Here is a 15759-nt window from a genome sequence, read left to right as displayed (position 1 = left end):
TCGAATTACACCATGCCATCTTCCGCCACGCCGGCATCTGCCGCGCTCTGCGCAGCCGCCGAAAATTGCTTCCCCCGTACCCCTAATCTGGCGGACCCTGACATTGGCCACTTGCGCGCCACGCTGCGCCAGTACTTTGTATCGACCTTCGATCGCTACGAGTCGTTGTTTCAATGCCTGGCCAACGACGAAGCCTACACCGTCAAGTCCATTGCACTGCGGCATCCGCTCATCTTCTACTTCGGCCACACCGCCACCTTCTTCGTCAACAAGCTGCTGCTCACCCGCTTGATTACCGAGCGCCTGGACCACAAGCTGGAATCAGTCTTTGCCGTAGGCGTCGACGAAATGAGCTGGGACGACCTGGACGACACCCACTACGAATGGCCCAGCGTGGACGAAGTCCGCGCCTACCGCAAGCGCGTGCGGGCGCTTGTCTGCGACCTGATCGATCACGCCCCGCTCCAGTCCCCGATCGACTGGCAAAACCCGTGGTGGGCCATCATCATGGGCGTCGAACACGAACGCATCCACCTTGAAACCTCTTCGGTGCTGATCCGCCAGCACGCCCTGAAATACGTGCGACAGGCAGAAGGTTGGGCCCCTCGTACCGATACACAGACGGCTGCGCCCGAAAACGTCCCTGTGCGCGTCGCGGCGGGGACAGTCACCGTCGGCAAGGCCTTCGACGATCCCCAATATGGGTGGGACAACGAATACGGACGTCACACAGGCAAGGTCGAATCCTTCCTCGCCAGCAAATATCTGGTCAGCAACCAGGAATTCCTCTCCTTCGTCGAAGCCGGCGGCTACCGAAACCACCACAACTGGACCGAAGAAGGTCGCCAGTGGCTGGAATTCAGCCACGCCACGCACCCGACCTTCTGGGTCAAGAAGACTCAAGGCTGGTTCTTGCGTCTCATGACGCAAGAGATCCCCATGCCTTGGGCCTGGCCGGTGGAAGTCAACTATCTTGAAGCCAAGGCTTTCTGCAACTGGAAAGCATCCGAAACGGGCGAGCCCGTGCGACTGCCGACTGAAGACGAATGGTACCGGCTCTACGACGCGGCCGGCCTGAAAGACCCCGACGATCGGCCATGCGCCGCCAACCTGCATCTGGATCACGGTGCCTCGTCGTGCCCAGTCGATGCCTATGCCCACGGCGACTGGTTCGACGTGGTGGGCAACGTCTGGCAATGGACGGAAACGCCTACCTACCCGTTCGACGGTTTTGACGTTCACCCCATCTACGACGACTTCACGACTCCTACCTTCGACGGCCGCCACAACCTCATGAAGGGCGGCTCCTGGATTGCCTGCGGCAACGAGGCGGTGCGCGCCTCACGCTACGCATTCCGGCGCCACTTTTTCCAGCACTCCGGCTTCCGGTACGTGATCTCGCACGCGCCCGCCGAAGCGCCCGCCGCTTATTACGAAACCGACAAGCTCATGTCCGAGTACGCCGAGTTCCACTACGGTGACACGTACTTCGGGGTCCAGAATTTTCCGCAAGCCCTCGCGCAAGCGGGGATTGCGGCCATCGGCAACCGCCCTCGTCGGCGCGCACTGGACCTGGGTTGTGCCTCAGGCCGTGCCACCTTCGAGCTGGCGCGCAGTTTCGAGCACGTCACCGGCGTGGATTTTTCCGCACGTTTCATCAACCAGGGCGTCCACCTGGTTCAGACCGGGCAGCTTCGCTACACGCTGACCGATGAAGGCGACCTGGTGTCCTACAAGGCTCGCAGCCTGGCCGACCTGGACCTGCGCGCCGCCGCCAAGAAAGTCGACTTCTTTCAGGGCGATGCGTGCAACCTGAAACCTCAATACACCGATTACGATCTGGTCCTTGCCGCAAACCTGATCGACCGCCTGTATGACCCGGCGCGGTTCCTGGACCACATCCACGAACGCATCGTGGTGGGCGGCCTGCTCATGATCGCTTCTCCGTACACCTGGCTGGAAGAACATACCCCCCACGACGCCTGGGTGGGTGGTTTCAAAAAAGACGCCGAAAACTACACCACTCTGGATGGCCTCAAGGCTCATCTGTCGGCTCACTTCCGCCTGCTATCAGGCCCCACGGACGTTCCGTTCGTGATCCGCGAAACGAAGCGGAAGTTTCAACATACCTTGTCGGAGCTGACGATCTGGGAAAGGCTGAAATAAAGTGCAGCTGGTTGAAGCCATCGACACAAAAAGCTGAGGCTCATCACCCGGGTACGACGACACCCCGCCCGCATAATTGAAACTTGAAACGCTTTCCTCACCGGCCGCATCTAAGCGGCAAAGGCAGCGCACCAGATGACGCTGACCACAACCCTGAGGAGAGCTTTCAATGCTTTACGCTGCACTTCTGATTTTCGCCATCGCTGCCGTCGGCGGCCTCATTCTTGCCGCCCACGTCCTGCGTGCAAAATTTGCACCATGGGCTCTCTCGGCGCTACATGCCCTGCTGGGTGCCATTGGCCTGATCCTGCTTATCGTCCTGCTCGTGCAGGGCAGCACCACACAGCAGATCCTCGTTGCCTTCATCCTTCTGCTCATTGCAGCACTGGGCGGATTCTTTCTGGCTTCGTTCCACATGCGCAAGCAACTGCCGCCCAAGGCCATCGTGGTCATCCACGCGGGGATTGCCGTGATTGGCTTTCTGACGCTTCTGAGTGCCGCGCTCTAACGCCATGCGCCACCCTCTGCACCCGGCCCTCGTGCATTTTCCCATCGCATGCTGGACGCTTGCCACAGGGACTGATTTCGCAAGCCTCTGGCTGGGCGAGGCCAGCTGGCAATGGTCGGCCGGGCTGCTCGCCATCGGATGCATCGTGGCATTGGCAGCCATGACCGCGGGGCTTGTGGAACTCGCACGGGTGCCGGACGGCCCCGCCTTGCGAGATACCTATCTGCACATGGGGCTCATGCTGGCGGCGTTCACGTTCTTCACGGCGCGCCTCATGTTGGGCTTGAACCATTTGCAGCCTCTTGCACCCAGTGTGCTGTCGTTCGTGCTTGACGCGCTTGGGTTCATCACACTTGCCACGGGCGGCTGGCTTGGCGGGCGGCTCGTTTACGGTCACGGCATCGGCCGTTGAAACACGCCGTATAAGCTGCCTTCAGCAGTTCGCGAAAAAACGCCCCGCCAATATGACGGGGCGTTTGCTCAATGGCGAAAAGGCATCATGCCTCGCGAGCCCGTGCTGCCTGCATCCGCGCATGCACACCCGCAATGATGCGATCACAGCGGTCCCCGGCAAAAGAAAAGGCATCACGCACACATTCATCGAGTGGTCCGCGCAGACCGCTTTGCAAGAGGCGACGGGCCCGCATGTAGCGCACTCGCACCGTGGCTTCAGGCATGTCGAGCGCAACGGCCACCTCGGGAGAAGACATCCCTTCGACGCCCCGCAACAGGAAGACCTCACGGTACAAGTCAGGCAGCGCATCAATCTGCTCTTCAACCAAGGCCCGCAGCTCGGCGCGCCACGTCAGCTGATCAGGCTGCTCGGGCGGCGGCAGGATGCTGGAAGTATCGCTGGCTGACATGGATTCTGGTACCTGAAAGTCGGGATCGATCAATTGGATGACGGCTTCACGAGTTTTGTTTCGGCGCAACCGCATCAAGGCTTCATTGACCGCAATACGCGTGAGCCAGGTAGAAGGCAGCGCCTCGGACCGAAAGTCCCCCAGATGGTTGTACGCCTTCCACCAGGCCTCCTGGACGGCATCCTCGGCTTCCATTTCATCGTGCAAGATCCCGCGTGCCGCGCGGTACATTCTTTGATTGTAGCGACGCATGATCTGGTCAAAGGCATTGATGTCACCAGCGATCGCCTCCTGAAACAACGATATATCGTCGGAAGCGACCACTCCATTCGCTGCCTCGACCATGCCTCTTCTCCTTGAACCACTCGAAAGAGGCCTGTGGATCGATTGGCCCCTTGTACTGGGTATTGGTATCGGGCCTTATTTTATCAATACCCTGTCTCAATACCCTGCCGATGGCTGAACCACGGGCAGGGTTCTCCGACCTGGATACTAGGCAGACAGATCGACACCCCACCAGCGCATGGTGCCGCCAAAGTGGGCGCGCACGGCCTGCATGGCGACGCCTTCCTGACCCGACTCGATGGCCTCGATGATGTGCAGGTGCTCGTCCATCGCCGGCACGATACGTTCCGGCAGAAAGCGCCGCGAGAGCTGCAGCACGGTGATACGGTCGTGATTGCTCGCATAGACTCGAGCAGCCAGCGGGTTTCCCAGTGCGCCGGCCAACGTCAGATGCATTTTCCAATCCACAGCCATGGCCCAGCGCTGCAATTCAGGAGTAATGCCTTCCAATGCCTGCCTGCGCACGGCCGCATGCTCTTCGCGAAGAGCGTCCAGATCAGTCTCACGCACTCGTGCAGCCAGCACGCGGGCACCCTCCTGATCCAGCATGCAGCGCAAGTAGAAGCAGGACTGGATCGTCTCAGGCGTGGGCTCTATCACCAGAACACCGCGCTTGGGAAGAATTTTCACCAACCCGACGGATTCGGCGTGCTTCACAGCTTCGCGCACAGGGGCCAGCGGCAGGCCCGAGCGCTCGACGAGCTCGGATACCGACACCAGCTGGCCCGCGCGCACGTCGCCCGTGAACAACAGCTCCCTGAAAGCAAGGAATGCCTGATCAGCCAGCAATAAATCATGGGTCCGAGACTTTGCAGCAGCCATCTCTTGAAATACTCAGTGGTTTTACAGGCCCTGCACCCTGGCAAGCTTCACATACGGATGCTTCATGGCCGGCAGGCGGCACAGAACAAGATACACCGCACTGCCGATGAATACGCCGAAGAACCAGCCATAGATGCCCCACCATTCGGGCAGCCAGTTCGTCATGTGCGGCAGGATGCTGGAAAACAAGGCGCCAATGATGGTGGCAATCAGGGCTGACATGTTCCAACCCCGGTGGTATTGATAGATACCCGATTCCCGATACAGGTCGGCGACGTCGACTTGGCCTTTTGCGATCAGGTAGTAATCCACCAGAATGATGCCCAGCAGCGGCCCCATGACGGCCCCGATCGCGCCCACGAAGACGGCGGCATTGCCATCCCAAGGAGAAAACGGATACAGGCACAGCGCAATGACGGCTGTGATGTAGCCGCCACCCTTGAAGCTGATCTTGTGGGGAAACGCATTGGATATATCGAACGCAGGTGAGACGAAATTGGCCACCACGTTGATGCCCAGCGTAGCTACGGCAAAGGTCAGCGCAGCCAGCAATGCCAGGAACCAGTTGTCGAACTTGGCGGAAATCTGCTCAGGATGAAGCAGCACTTCGCCATAGACTTGATAGGCCGCGATCGTCGTGACCCCGGCGACCAGCGAAAACAGGATGAGATTGACGGGCAGGCCCCACAAGTTGCCTTTGCGCACAACGGCCTTATTGGGAGCGTAGCGTGCGAAATCGCAAAAATTGAGATAGAGCGCTGCAAAATAGGTGATCCAGGTAGCCCCCACGGCAAACAGCGCGGACAGAGACCCGGGCTCGCCCGGAACCCCGGCATCGTGTGTCTCTTTCAGCAGGAGGTCGTGGGGAATGCTGTGGCCCAGCGAAAGCCCGCCCGCCTTGATCGTCAGGCCTACCGCCAATACCAGCATGGCAACCCACACGGCAGGTCCAGCCCAATCCTGGAACTTGCGCACGGTTTCCATCCCGTTCTGGATGATCAGCAGCTGTAATGCCCACACCACTACAAAGCAGATGGCATCCAGCGTGGGATGCCCAAGAAAGTGCGAATTCTGGTGAAACGCTGCGATGGAGGGGTATCGAGTGAGCAGGGCCACGATGGCCCACGAAGCAGCCGCCGTTTGGGCGCCATACCAGAAACACGCTACCACAGCACGTACCAAGGCGGGCAAATTGGCTCCCCAGACCCCGAACGACGCTCGGGCCAGCACGGGGTATGGCACTCCGGTCTTCACACCTGCGAACCCCACCAGATTCATGATGGCGAAGATCACCAGGGAGCTGATGCCAATCGCCAGGATGAAGTTGACGAAGCTGCCGCACAGCAAAAACAGGCTGGCAGCCAGGTAGTACCCCCAAAGGCTGTGCACGTCTGATGTCCAGACGTTGAAGATGCTGAAGACCCCCCACCGGCGTACGACTGCTGGCGCCAGGTCGTCGTTGTACAAGCCACGTGTTGCGTTTTCCATGCTGGCCTTCCAGAGAATGGCTGAAGAATGCGCAGATGGCCGTTCTACGCTACCGGAAGGCCACCACCGCAACTGACATTTAATGAAACATGTCACTAAACATGTGACTTATCATAAATCTAGATAACTCTCCGAAAATTAGGGAATTTCCCTGAGTGTAGGGGGTGAAAAGCATGGCTGGCACGAGCAAAGCCAAGCGCGCAGAAACCCATGTGAGTCCTGCTTCCTGAGCTTCTTGCCGTTGCCATAACACTTGGCGATAAGCAAAGAATCGAAAAAGCTTTGTCGCCACAGCAAGGGTTCATTAGAATCAGAGCCTATAAAGCATCCGGACCATATAACCAGGTGCGCTAACCAAAAGGCCTGTTCCCATGAAGAAACTGCACGCCCTCGTCCTGGCAGGACTCCTGCCGATTCTGTCTCTTGCTCCCGTACTGCCTGCCACCGCTGCGACCAATGATCTGGCCGCAATCCAGAAGGCAGGCACCATCCGCATCGGCACCGAAGGCACCTATGCCCCCTTTTCCTACCACGAAACTTCCGACAACAAGCTGGTCGGATTTGACGTGGACATTGGCCGTGCCATCGCCAAGCAGCTGGGGGTGAAAGCACAGTTTGTGGAAGGCAAGTGGGATGGGCTGATTGCAGGGTTGAACGTCGGCCGCTACGACGTGGTGATCAACCAAGTCGGCATCACTCCAGAGCGCGAGGCCAAGTACGACTTCTCCAGGCCCTATATCTCATCGGAAGCGGTCCTGATCGTGCGTGACGACAACACCACGATCCATTCATTCGACGATCTGAAAGGCAAAACGTCGGCCAATACGATCAGCAGCAACTTCGGCCAGCTCGCAGCGCAGCACGGGGCGCATGTCGTCGCCGTCCAGGGCTTCAACGACGCCATCGCACTGCTGACTTCTGGCCGTGTGGATGCCACCGTCAACGACTACTTGTCCTATCTGGACTTCAAGAAGCATCAGCCCAAGGCCAAGGTCAAAGTCGTGGCCCACGACGCCAGTGGGGCATTCAGCAGTTCGGGCGTTCTGATGCGCAAAGATCAACCTGCGCTAAAAGCAGCCATCGACAAGGCCATCACCGCCATCATTGCTGACGGCACCTACAAAAAAATCTCTGACCACTACTTTGGTGAAGACCTTTCGTCCAAGATCCACTAATCTGTAGGGCTTCAAAACCTACAGGCGAGTGCTCGTGCCCGATTGGCTGCATCTGATGATGGAATCCCTCTGGCCGCTTCTGGTCGGAGGGATCAAGTTCACCATTCCCCTCGCAATCCTGTCCTTTGCAATCGGGCTGGTACTGGCCTTCCTGGCCGCGGTCGGGCGCCTTTTCGGGCCTCGCCCGCTGGTCGAGCTGGTCCGCTTCTATATCTGGCTGGTGCGCGGCACCCCTCTGCTGGTCCAGCTCTTCGTGATCTTCTATGGCCTGCCCAGCGTCGGCATCGTGCTGGACCCCATGACAGCCGCACTCATCGGCTTTTCGCTGAACGTGGGCGCCTACAACGCAGAAGTCATCCGGGGCGCCATCGAGTCCATCCCCAAAGGCCAGTGGGATGCCGCCTACTCGCTCAGCATGACCCGAGCGCAGGCGCTGCGACGCACCATTCTGCCTCAGGCAGCCCGTGTGGCCGTCCCGCCCCTGGCGAACTCATTCATCGCGCTGGTGAAAGACACATCCCTGGCAGCCGTCATCACGGTTCCCGAAATCTTCCAGGCTGCGCAGCGCATTGCGTCAGTGACCTATGAACCCCTCACGCTGTACCTCGAAGCAGCCCTGATCTACCTTGTGTTGTGCTCGTTCCTTACTTCGGCCCAAGCCAGGCTCGAACGCTACTTCAGCCAGCACGCAGTCTTCACCGAGGGGCAGCGATGATCCAGTTGCAGGAAATCCGCAAGCGCTTCGGTGACCACGAGGTGCTCCGATCCGTGAGCGTGGACATCCCCGAAGGCCAGGTCACGGCGCTGATCGGGCCTTCGGGCAGCGGCAAAAGCACCTTGTTGCGGTGCGTGAATCTGCTGGAAACACCGGACTCGGGCACCCTGACACTAGGCTCCGAAACCCTGACATTCGTACCGGGTCGTCACCCGGAGCGCGCCGCCGTGCAGCGTATCCGTCAGCAAACGGGCATGGTGTTCCAGAACTTTCAGCTCTTCCCCCACCAGTCCGCAGTTCAAAACGTCATGGAAGGCCTGGTCACTGTCAAGCACTGGGACAAGGCCCGGGCACATGCTCGCGCGTGCGAATTGCTGGACAAGGTCGGCCTCAAAGAAAAAATCGACGCCTGGCCCGCCAGTCTGTCGGGTGGACAACAACAACGGGTGGCCATTGCGCGCGCCCTGGCCCCCGAACCCGCCGTCCTGTTGTGTGACGAACCCACTTCGGCTCTGGACCCGGGACTGGCCGCAGAAGTCGTGGCCGTACTCCGGGCATTGGCCTCTGAAGGCATGACCATGCTCATGGCCACACATGACTTGAGGCTGGCCGCCCAGGTGGCACGCCAGACCGTGTTCCTGCTCGATGGCGCGGTGGTTGAAACCGGCTCGTCGCAGACTCTGTTCAACGCGCCCCACGATGCCCGGACACGCCGGTTCGTCGCGACCCTGACCGGCACAGCCACCTGAACCTGCTCCAAGCCGAGCCTCTCCTCAAGCGCGCAACGGCGGAACCCGAGCGTCCGTCCAAACTGGTTTATGCTTGCGCATCATGTCTGAACACTTCAACGACACTCCCGTCCATAACGCCTTTCAGGGATCTTTGCTGGCCCAGGTGGACTCACTCCCCGCCCCCTGGAAAGAAGCCCTGCAGGCACCCCATCTGCAAGGGGTTCTGGGCACACTGGACTCCCTGCTGACGAAACGAACCACAGCGGGAGTGACGATCTTCCCGCTGCGTCCCTTTCGTGCGCTGATCGAAATTCCTCCGCAGGACGTGCAAGTGATCGTCGTGGGACAGGACCCCTATCACGGCCCCAATCAGGCGCAGGGGCTGGCATTTTCGGTTCCCGACTTTTGCCCCACTCCGCCCAGCCTGCGCAATATGTTCAAAGAACTTGCACTGGAATACGGCACTCCAGCGCAAGCACCACGCAACAGCCTGGTGCGCTGGGCACGCCAAGGCGTTCTGCTTCTGAATACAGCGCTCACGGTTGAAGCGCATCAGCCTGCCTCACACTCGAAAAAAGGCTGGGAACACATCACCGACGCGCTCATCATGCGGGTTCTGCGCGAACCCCGCCCCAAGGTCCTGTTGCTTTGGGGCAGTCACGCCCAGGCTCGGCAAGGCCTGCTGGAATTACAACCACCTGCCGGTCCCATCCAGGTCTTCATCGCCAACCACCCCTCGCCGCTTTCAGCACTGCGCCCACCTCGCCCCTTCATCGGCTGTGGACACTTTCGTGCGGCCAACGACTGGCTGCAGGCGCACGGTGAAGCCGGCATCGACTGGATGCTCTCGCATACCCCCACTGCGGCACCGGGATACGGCGGATGAACCCGACACAACCACAGCGCCGCACCACGCTGTCGATCCCCAGCCTGACCGCCCCAGTGGCCATGGGGTACATCCCGTTGGGAGCCGTCTTTGGATTCCTGTTTGTACAGGCGGGTGGCACCAGCTGGCTGGCGCTCGCTGCCAGTCTGCTGGTCTATGCCGGGGCCGCGCAATTCATGATGATTCCCATGCTTGCGGCGAGTGTGCCGGTCAGCGGTATCGTGCTGGCCACCCTGGTCATCAACCTGCGCCACGTGTTCTACGGCCTGTCGCTGCTGACCAGCATGCCCGCCTCGGGCTGGCAACGGTTCTACAGCATCTTTGCGCTCACGGACGAAAGTTACTCCGTGCTGACGGCACTGCCCGCGGCCGAGCGACCGCACCGCATGGCACTGGTCTGCGGCCTGAATCAGACCTGGTGGGTCCTGGGCACCGCATTGGGCGTGATGCTGGGCTCGCAGGCACAACTTGGAATCACCGGACTGGACTTCGTGCTGGCAGCGCTGTTTGCCGTGCTGGCCGTCGAGCAATGGCGGGCGCGCCGCGACGCGATCCCTATCTGGATTGCAGTCGCAGCGTACGCCATTGCGCAAACCGTGTACCCATCCCAGGCACTTGCCATCGCGATTGCACTGAGCCTGATTGCCACGTTGCTGCGCCCGGCCCCATCCACTCGGACGACTCATGGCTGATGCCCGCTACGTACTCATCGTCATCGTGCTCATGGCGGCTGTCACCGTACTGCTGCGGGCCCTGCCGTTCATGGCGGGCCACTGGCTGCGCCGCCATGCCTTCGTGCAGAAGCTGGGCGACAGTCTTCCGCTGTCGATCATGGTGCTGCTGCTCGTGGACACCGCCTCTGGGCAGGCCCAAAGCCACACCGGGCTGCCCTGGCAGGAAGCGCTGGCCGTCCTGCTCGTCGTGATGATGCAATGGCGCAGCCGCCAGACGCTGTTGAGCATCGTGGCGGGAACGGCGCTTTACGTAGCGCTCAGGAATCTTTGATCCGAGCGGCTTTCACTGGGCCCGCGAGGACTGCAGCGCCACCCAGCGCTGGACCGACGCTCGGTTCCACTGGCTGTGAACGTATTCGACCAGGCGTGCGGGGACCGGATCGCTCACGGACACCAGCCGGTTCAGCATGAAGGCCAATTCAAAATCGGCAATGCTCCAGCTGGAGAACAATTGATTCTTGCCATGAGGCAGCGCCTGCTCGGAGAACGCAATGAGTTTGTTGGCCGCCTGTTGTGCGGCATCACTCAAGGCAGGCAGGGGCTTGGCCGGCTTGCGAAACATGTTCTCTGACGATCGCTCCTGGCGCACGACTCCAAGGTCGGTGCGCACCCAGGCCTGAATCTGCCGGGCCTGGGCACGCTCGCGCATATCCGCAGGGTATAGCGACCGGCCCGGAAACGCCTCGCTTACGTATTCGGTGATGGCCGATGACTCCGCCAGGCGAAAATCCCCTTGTACCAGCAGAGGCACCTTGCCCGTGGCTGACAGCGCCCGATACTCCGGACGGTGCTGCTCGCCCTTGGCGAGGTCGACCGGAGAAACCTTGAAAGCCAGGTCTTTCTCAGCCAGCGCTACATATGCCGCCATGGCGTAGGGGCTGAAGAAGTTGGCATCTGTGTACAAAACCAGTTGAGCTGTCATGGAAGGACCTTTTGTGAGGGACGCAGAAAACCCATAGCGTACTGCAGCTGCGCATAAGGCTGGCAATGCGTCACACGCAACGACACAGGTAGGTCACCACGCTCCGTGGTGTTCCGGCACCCGCGAAATCAGCGGCATCGCCAGCACCAGAATGGCGGCACCCACCGCGTAGGTCCAGGCCTGCAACAGGCCTGGATTGCCGGACCCTGCGAGTGCGGCCGTCACGATGGACACCGCGCTGATCGACCCGATCTGCAAGGACAAGGTGCGCAGCGCCGCCAGTGTAGAAGAGTTTTCAGGCGCCAATTGCAGGCCCGCATTGCGGCTGGGTGGATTGATGGTCCCTCCTCCTGCCCCGACTAAAAATGTCGCAACGACGAGCCAGAGATACGGCGCGATCCCAAAGGGCGGCTTGATGGCGATGAGAACCAGCCCCAACACGATCACGGCACTGCCGACCCGCAGCGGCAGGCGATGGCCGGTTCGGCGCAGCGCCAGCGCCGACGCCACCGAAAACACCACGGCCGCCGCCCCTTGCGCAATCAGCAAGGTCCCAGCCCCCAGGGCGTCGATCCCATAGCGGTTGGCGGCGTAGAGCGGTACCAGCACGATGGCTCCTTGAGAAAGCCCGCCAAAAATGGAGTTCACCAGGTTCACGACCCCGAACCCGGGCCCGTTAATCAGGCGCGGTGCAATGAACGGGTTGGAGGCACGGCCAATGTGTCGAAAGAACGCCCACGCCAACACCGCCGCCATGACAAAGAGGCCCGCAAACGCCGGCAAGCCTGCCGGCAGCCCTTGCTCGCCAAGCACGCTGACCGACAGCATCCCGACCAGAATGCCCACCCCCATCAGCACTACGCCAGGAATGTCCGGGTGCGAACGAGCTTTTTTCGCACGCGGTTTGTCATGGGGCATGTGCTTGAGTGCCAGAAGCACTACGACAATGCCGATAGGAACATTGACGTAAAACGCCCAGCGCCAGGACCAGTACGTGACGAACAGTCCACCGAAGATCGGTCCTATCATGGCCCCGATCGGGAAAATGCTGCCAAAAAGGCTCACCGCACGGTCGCGGGCATCCCCAAAGTGGTCCACGATGATTCCCGTGGCCGAGGGCGTGAAACCCGCGCCTCCCGCCGCCTGCAATGCCCTCAAGGCAATCAGCACAAAGATGTTGTCGGCGAGACCACAGAGCAGCGAGGTGATCGTGAAGGCACAGACCGAACCTATGAAAACCTTGCGACGACCATAGCGTTCGGCCAGCTTGCCACTGATCGGAAGCATGACGACGAAGCCGAAAGAATAGGCCGTGATGGTCCAGCCCGCCCAGTTGATGGTCGTGTCCAGGCCGCGCTGCAAGGTGTGCAATACGGTGGCTACGATCGTGCCGTCGATAGCCATCATCATGAGGGCCAGCGCGATGATGCAAAACACCAGCACACGCCGCACAGGCGGTTCGGCCTTTACCGGCCTGGAAGAAGCGTCCGCAGAGCGGATATCAGAGGGGCTGCTACTCATAGATCGGTATGTTACGCGTTTCGAATCGGCCACAGGCGGCACAGGTCAGCCAGCAATCCTGGCCTCCGAGGCGCGACCTGCTTGACGCTCCCGAACCGCTGCACTAGGATTCGCTCACATTGCTACCATTTGCAGCTACTGGAGCCGTTTTCATGAACTGCCGCCCACGCCTTCACCCATCCGTAATATCTGCACAGTCGGGATTCGGTTGTGTTTTGCTGACCTTGGCGGCACTGTTTGCCCAAACGGCCCAGGCGGACAACACCGTCGCCCTCGGGGTCGGGATGGCTGTCCAGCCCAATTACGAAGGGGCACGCGATTATAGAGCCAAGCCCTTTCCGATCATCAATGCAGAATCCGGGCCGTTCTTTGCCCAGACGGGCGAAGGCTTCTACAACAGTACAGACAACGGCTTGGGCCTGAAGCTCATCAATACGCCCAGTTTCACGTTTGGCGTGGGAGCCAGCATCATGTGGGGCTACGATCAGGACGACGTACCCCCTGGCATCGGCGGCGTACCGGATGCGTTGGGCGCCAATGCCTTCATGTCCACCAACCTGTCGGACTACGTGCTGCGGCTATCAGCCACCCAGGCGGTGACACACCAGGATCGCGGCCTGCTGCTGAACGCCAAGGTTTCCTACCCGTACGCTGCGACCTCGGCACTGACGCTGACCCCCAGCATTTCGACCAGTTGGGGCAACCAGAAATACATGAGCAGCTACTTTGGCATCTCGCCACAGGCCGGGGCCAGCTCGGGGCTGGGCGCCTATGCCCCTTCGTCGGGGATCAAAGACGTCTCGGTCGGGGTATCTGCCAAATACGCGGTGACTGATCGATTCAGCCTGACGGGTTCCATCGGCGCCGACCGCGTGCTGGGTCAGGCAGCCGACAGTCCCCTGGTGGAGCAAAAGACACAAATGCGCTCCACCATCGGGGGCAGCTACGCCTTCTGACGCTAGAAAGTCGCGCCTATCCCCAGGATAAAGCGCGCATCGCGCGAGCCATCGTCGACTTCGCTTCGATGATTGGCCCCCGCAACCGTACCAGACACCACCAGATGCTTGGCAAAGGCGTACTCCAGCCCCACGCTGTAGTCGATCTTGTTGCTGAATGCCTCGACCTGATAGGTCTGATAACCCAGCCCAAGCTTCAGGTCCAGGCCTTCCATCAGCGGCTGTGTGTACCCTAGCAGATAGTACATGTCGCCATCATTGACGTTCGGACGTACGCCTCGATACGCCTTGAAGCTGAACCGCTGGTAGTTCAGGCCCGCATAGACCTCGCCGTCAGTCCACGTGTTGTCATGGGGATAGACGTACTCGATATATCCAAGATCCAGCCCGAGATCTTTGTTCAGCTGCAGGCGATAGCCGCCGTACAGATCGATCTCGACGTCGGCATGCCCAAAGCGACCGGTGGAATTCCAGTTGCCCAGATAAAAGCCGGAGGACGACGAGTAATCGACGCCCCCCTGAAGCGCAGGACGCACGGCCTGATTGCGGCCGTCCTGATCCACGCCCCGACTCTTGTAGAGCGAAACGGTAGAAATGTTGAAGCTGGTGTCTGCATGGGCGGCAATAGACTGGCCGAAAACCAGTGCGCCCAGCACGATGAGGCTGAGTGATTTTTTCACGATGCTTTCCTGCGCGAGGATTGTCTCAATCAGGTTCCAAGGGACTGTCTCAGCCGCTTGCGCGGCACCCCTAGCATGCTTTGCGGATTCAAAGCGGTGCGATTGTACACCACCGTGGTTTATGATGGCGGCGGTTTGCTGTCCCATTTTCTGGCTTTCATGACACCCACTCACTCCACCCGCCACGCGATGCACCCTGCGTGGGGAATTGCCATTTTTGTGCTGATCACACTGCTGGGTCTCTTCTATATCAAGTGGTCTCCCTATTACAGCCGAGCCTTTACTGCGGCCGAAACCCACTCGATCGGCTCATCCATTCTCACCGGCACGGATGGCTCGGTTCCCGCGCCGTCACTTCGGGCCGCAATCGACTATGCCATCACCTACGGCCTGGCCATCTGGAAAGCCCTGCTGCTGGGCCTGCTGCTGGGCTCAGGCCTCCAGGCGCTGCTACCGGCACAATGGATACGACGCTGGCTGGGCGGGTCAGGCATCGGCAGCGTGCTGGCCGGCAGCTTGCTGTCGGTTCCCAGCATGATGTGCACCTGTTGCTCAGCACCCGTCGTCAAGGGCTTGCGCGAATGCCAGGCAGCACCTGGCAGCGCAGCCGCTTACTGGCTGGGCAATACCATGTTCAACCCCGCGACGCTGGTCTTCATGGGCTTCGTACTGGGATGGCATTGGGTCGGGTTGCGACTGGTGCTGGGCCTGCTGATGGTAGTGGGGCTGGGCTGGCTGCTGAACCGCACGCACACCACCACGCACGAACCGGTGGCCGCAGCAGTCACGGTTGTGGAACCGAGCTTCTGTATCCCCCAAGATCCGACGTCCGTCCTGCGGCGATGGGCACGATCGTTCTCGGCCATGGCCCTACGCCTGCTGCCTGAATATCTGGTACTTGTCCTGTTACTGGGAGCCGCCCGCGCCTGGTTGTTCCCTGCTCTGGACATGGGGGCCAACAACAGCGTGCTCTGGATCGTGGGCGCTGCCATCGCGGGCACGCTCTTCGTCATCCCCACGGCGGGCGAGGTTCCCATCGTTCAGGCACTGCTCGCCCTCGGCATGGCTACTGGCCCAGCTGCCGCACTCCTGTTCACACTCCCTCCCATCAGCCTGCCATCGCTTGCGATGGTGGCACGCTCTTTTCGGCACGCGGACCTGATGATCCTGATGGTCGGTGTCGTGGTGATCGGCGTGCTTGGAGCGGGCGCCGCCATCACCCTGGGGTTCTGACGGGCAAGGCTGCC

The 15759-nt window shown here is 60.5% G+C and carries 17 protein-coding genes and 1 riboswitch; of the genes, 11 read left to right on the top strand and 6 right to left on the bottom strand.

All coding sequences use genetic code 11. The features are described from left to right. Positions 1–12: 12 nt before the first annotated feature. The 3 genes from ovoA to VF285_RS09915 all read left to right on the top strand — a co-directional run bounded on the left by ovoA (position 13) and on the right by VF285_RS09915 (position 3086). Positions 13–2166, top strand: coding sequence for a 5-histidylcysteine sulfoxide synthase (gene ovoA, locus VF285_RS09925; protein ID WP_346952463.1), 2154 nt, complete (start codon positions 13–15; stop codon positions 2164–2166). Positions 2167–2335: 169 nt separating this feature from the next. Then, on the top strand, positions 2336–2674 hold the full coding sequence (locus VF285_RS09920) for a hypothetical protein (RefSeq protein ID WP_346952462.1): 339 nt from the start codon (positions 2336–2338) through the stop codon (positions 2672–2674). 4 nt (positions 2675–2678) lie between these two features. Next, entirely contained in the window at positions 2679–3086 is a 408-nt protein-coding gene (locus tag VF285_RS09915) for a DUF2231 domain-containing protein (protein WP_346952461.1), read from the top strand. Positions 3087–3171: 85 nt separating this feature from the next. Here the strand turns inward: VF285_RS09915 and VF285_RS09910 are convergent, their stop codons facing one another. The 3 genes from VF285_RS09910 to VF285_RS09900 form a co-directional block, all read right to left on the bottom strand. Continuing rightward, the gene (locus tag VF285_RS09910; RefSeq protein ID WP_346952460.1) at positions 3172–3882 is read right to left on the bottom strand and encodes an RNA polymerase sigma factor; all 711 of its coding nucleotides are present in this window, start codon (positions 3880–3882) and stop codon (positions 3172–3174) included. 147 nt (positions 3883–4029) lie between these two features. Next, positions 4030–4704 (bottom strand): GntR family transcriptional regulator, encoded by a 675-nt coding sequence (locus VF285_RS09905; RefSeq protein WP_346952459.1) that lies wholly within the window; start codon positions 4702–4704, stop codon positions 4030–4032. Positions 4705–4725: 21 nt separating this feature from the next. Continuing rightward, on the bottom strand, positions 4726–6192 hold the full coding sequence (locus VF285_RS09900; protein ID WP_346952458.1) for an NCS1 family nucleobase:cation symporter-1: 1467 nt from the start codon (positions 6190–6192) through the stop codon (positions 4726–4728). A gap of 371 nt (positions 6193–6563) precedes the next feature. On the opposite strand from VF285_RS09900, the gene VF285_RS09895 reads away from it, so the two are divergent. From VF285_RS09895 to VF285_RS09870, 6 genes are all read left to right on the top strand, one after another. Continuing rightward, positions 6564–7367 (top strand): amino acid ABC transporter substrate-binding protein, encoded by an 804-nt coding sequence (locus tag VF285_RS09895; protein WP_346952457.1) that lies wholly within the window; start codon positions 6564–6566, stop codon positions 7365–7367. 34 nt (positions 7368–7401) lie between these two features. Next, entirely contained in the window at positions 7402–8082 is a 681-nt protein-coding gene (locus VF285_RS09890; RefSeq protein WP_346952456.1) for an amino acid ABC transporter permease, read from the top strand. After that, on the top strand, positions 8079–8831 hold the full coding sequence (locus VF285_RS09885) for an amino acid ABC transporter ATP-binding protein (RefSeq protein WP_346952455.1): 753 nt from the start codon (positions 8079–8081) through the stop codon (positions 8829–8831). The genes VF285_RS09890 and VF285_RS09885 overlap by 4 nt, the downstream gene beginning before the upstream one ends. 82 nt (positions 8832–8913) lie before the next feature. Beyond that, a complete protein-coding gene (locus VF285_RS09880; RefSeq protein ID WP_346952454.1) occupies positions 8914–9699 on the top strand; it encodes a uracil-DNA glycosylase in 786 nt (261 codons plus the stop codon). Then, positions 9696–10391: an AzlC family ABC transporter permease gene (locus VF285_RS09875; protein ID WP_346952453.1), complete on the top strand. Its 696-nt coding sequence runs from the start codon at positions 9696–9698 to the stop codon at positions 10389–10391. Before VF285_RS09880 ends, VF285_RS09875 begins: the two co-directional genes overlap by 4 nt. Next, a complete protein-coding gene (locus VF285_RS09870) occupies positions 10384–10704 on the top strand; it encodes a branched-chain amino acid transporter permease (protein ID WP_346952452.1) in 321 nt (106 codons plus the stop codon). Before VF285_RS09875 ends, VF285_RS09870 begins: the two co-directional genes overlap by 8 nt. A gap of 12 nt (positions 10705–10716) precedes the next feature. On the opposite strand, the gene yfcF is transcribed toward VF285_RS09870, so the two are convergent. Continuing rightward, positions 10717–11355 carry a glutathione transferase gene (gene yfcF / locus VF285_RS09865; protein WP_346952451.1) on the bottom strand — a complete coding sequence of 213 codons (639 nt, stop codon included), beginning with the start codon at positions 11353–11355 and terminating at the stop codon, positions 10717–10719. Positions 11356–11448: 93 nt separating this feature from the next. After that, complete coding sequence (locus VF285_RS09860; RefSeq protein ID WP_346952450.1) at positions 11449–12876, bottom strand: MFS transporter; 1428 nt, start codon at positions 12874–12876, stop codon at positions 11449–11451. Positions 12877–13028: 152 nt separating this feature from the next. Here VF285_RS09860 and VF285_RS09855 point away from each other — a divergent pair, with 152 nt between their 5' ends. Beyond that, positions 13029–13832 carry a MipA/OmpV family protein gene (locus VF285_RS09855; protein ID WP_346952449.1) on the top strand — a complete coding sequence of 268 codons (804 nt, stop codon included), beginning with the start codon at positions 13029–13031 and terminating at the stop codon, positions 13830–13832. A gap of 2 nt (positions 13833–13834) precedes the next feature. On the opposite strand, the gene VF285_RS09850 is transcribed toward VF285_RS09855, so the two are convergent. Then, positions 13835–14512 (bottom strand): TorF family putative porin, encoded by a 678-nt coding sequence (locus VF285_RS09850; RefSeq protein ID WP_346952448.1) that lies wholly within the window; start codon positions 14510–14512, stop codon positions 13835–13837. Beyond that, a riboswitch (TPP riboswitch) is annotated at positions 14502–14594 on the bottom strand. Its footprint overlaps the gene before it by 11 nt. Positions 14595–14671: 77 nt before the next feature. On the opposite strand from VF285_RS09850, the gene VF285_RS09845 reads away from it, so the two are divergent. Beyond that, on the top strand, positions 14672–15745 hold the full coding sequence (locus VF285_RS09845; protein ID WP_346952447.1) for a permease: 1074 nt from the start codon (positions 14672–14674) through the stop codon (positions 15743–15745). Positions 15746–15759: the final 14 nt, after the last annotated feature.

This window comes from Castellaniella sp., assembly GCF_036379515.1.
Taxonomy (GTDB): domain Bacteria; phylum Pseudomonadota; class Gammaproteobacteria; order Burkholderiales; family Burkholderiaceae_B; genus Castellaniella.
This window is presented reverse-complemented; position numbering and strand designations above follow the sequence as displayed.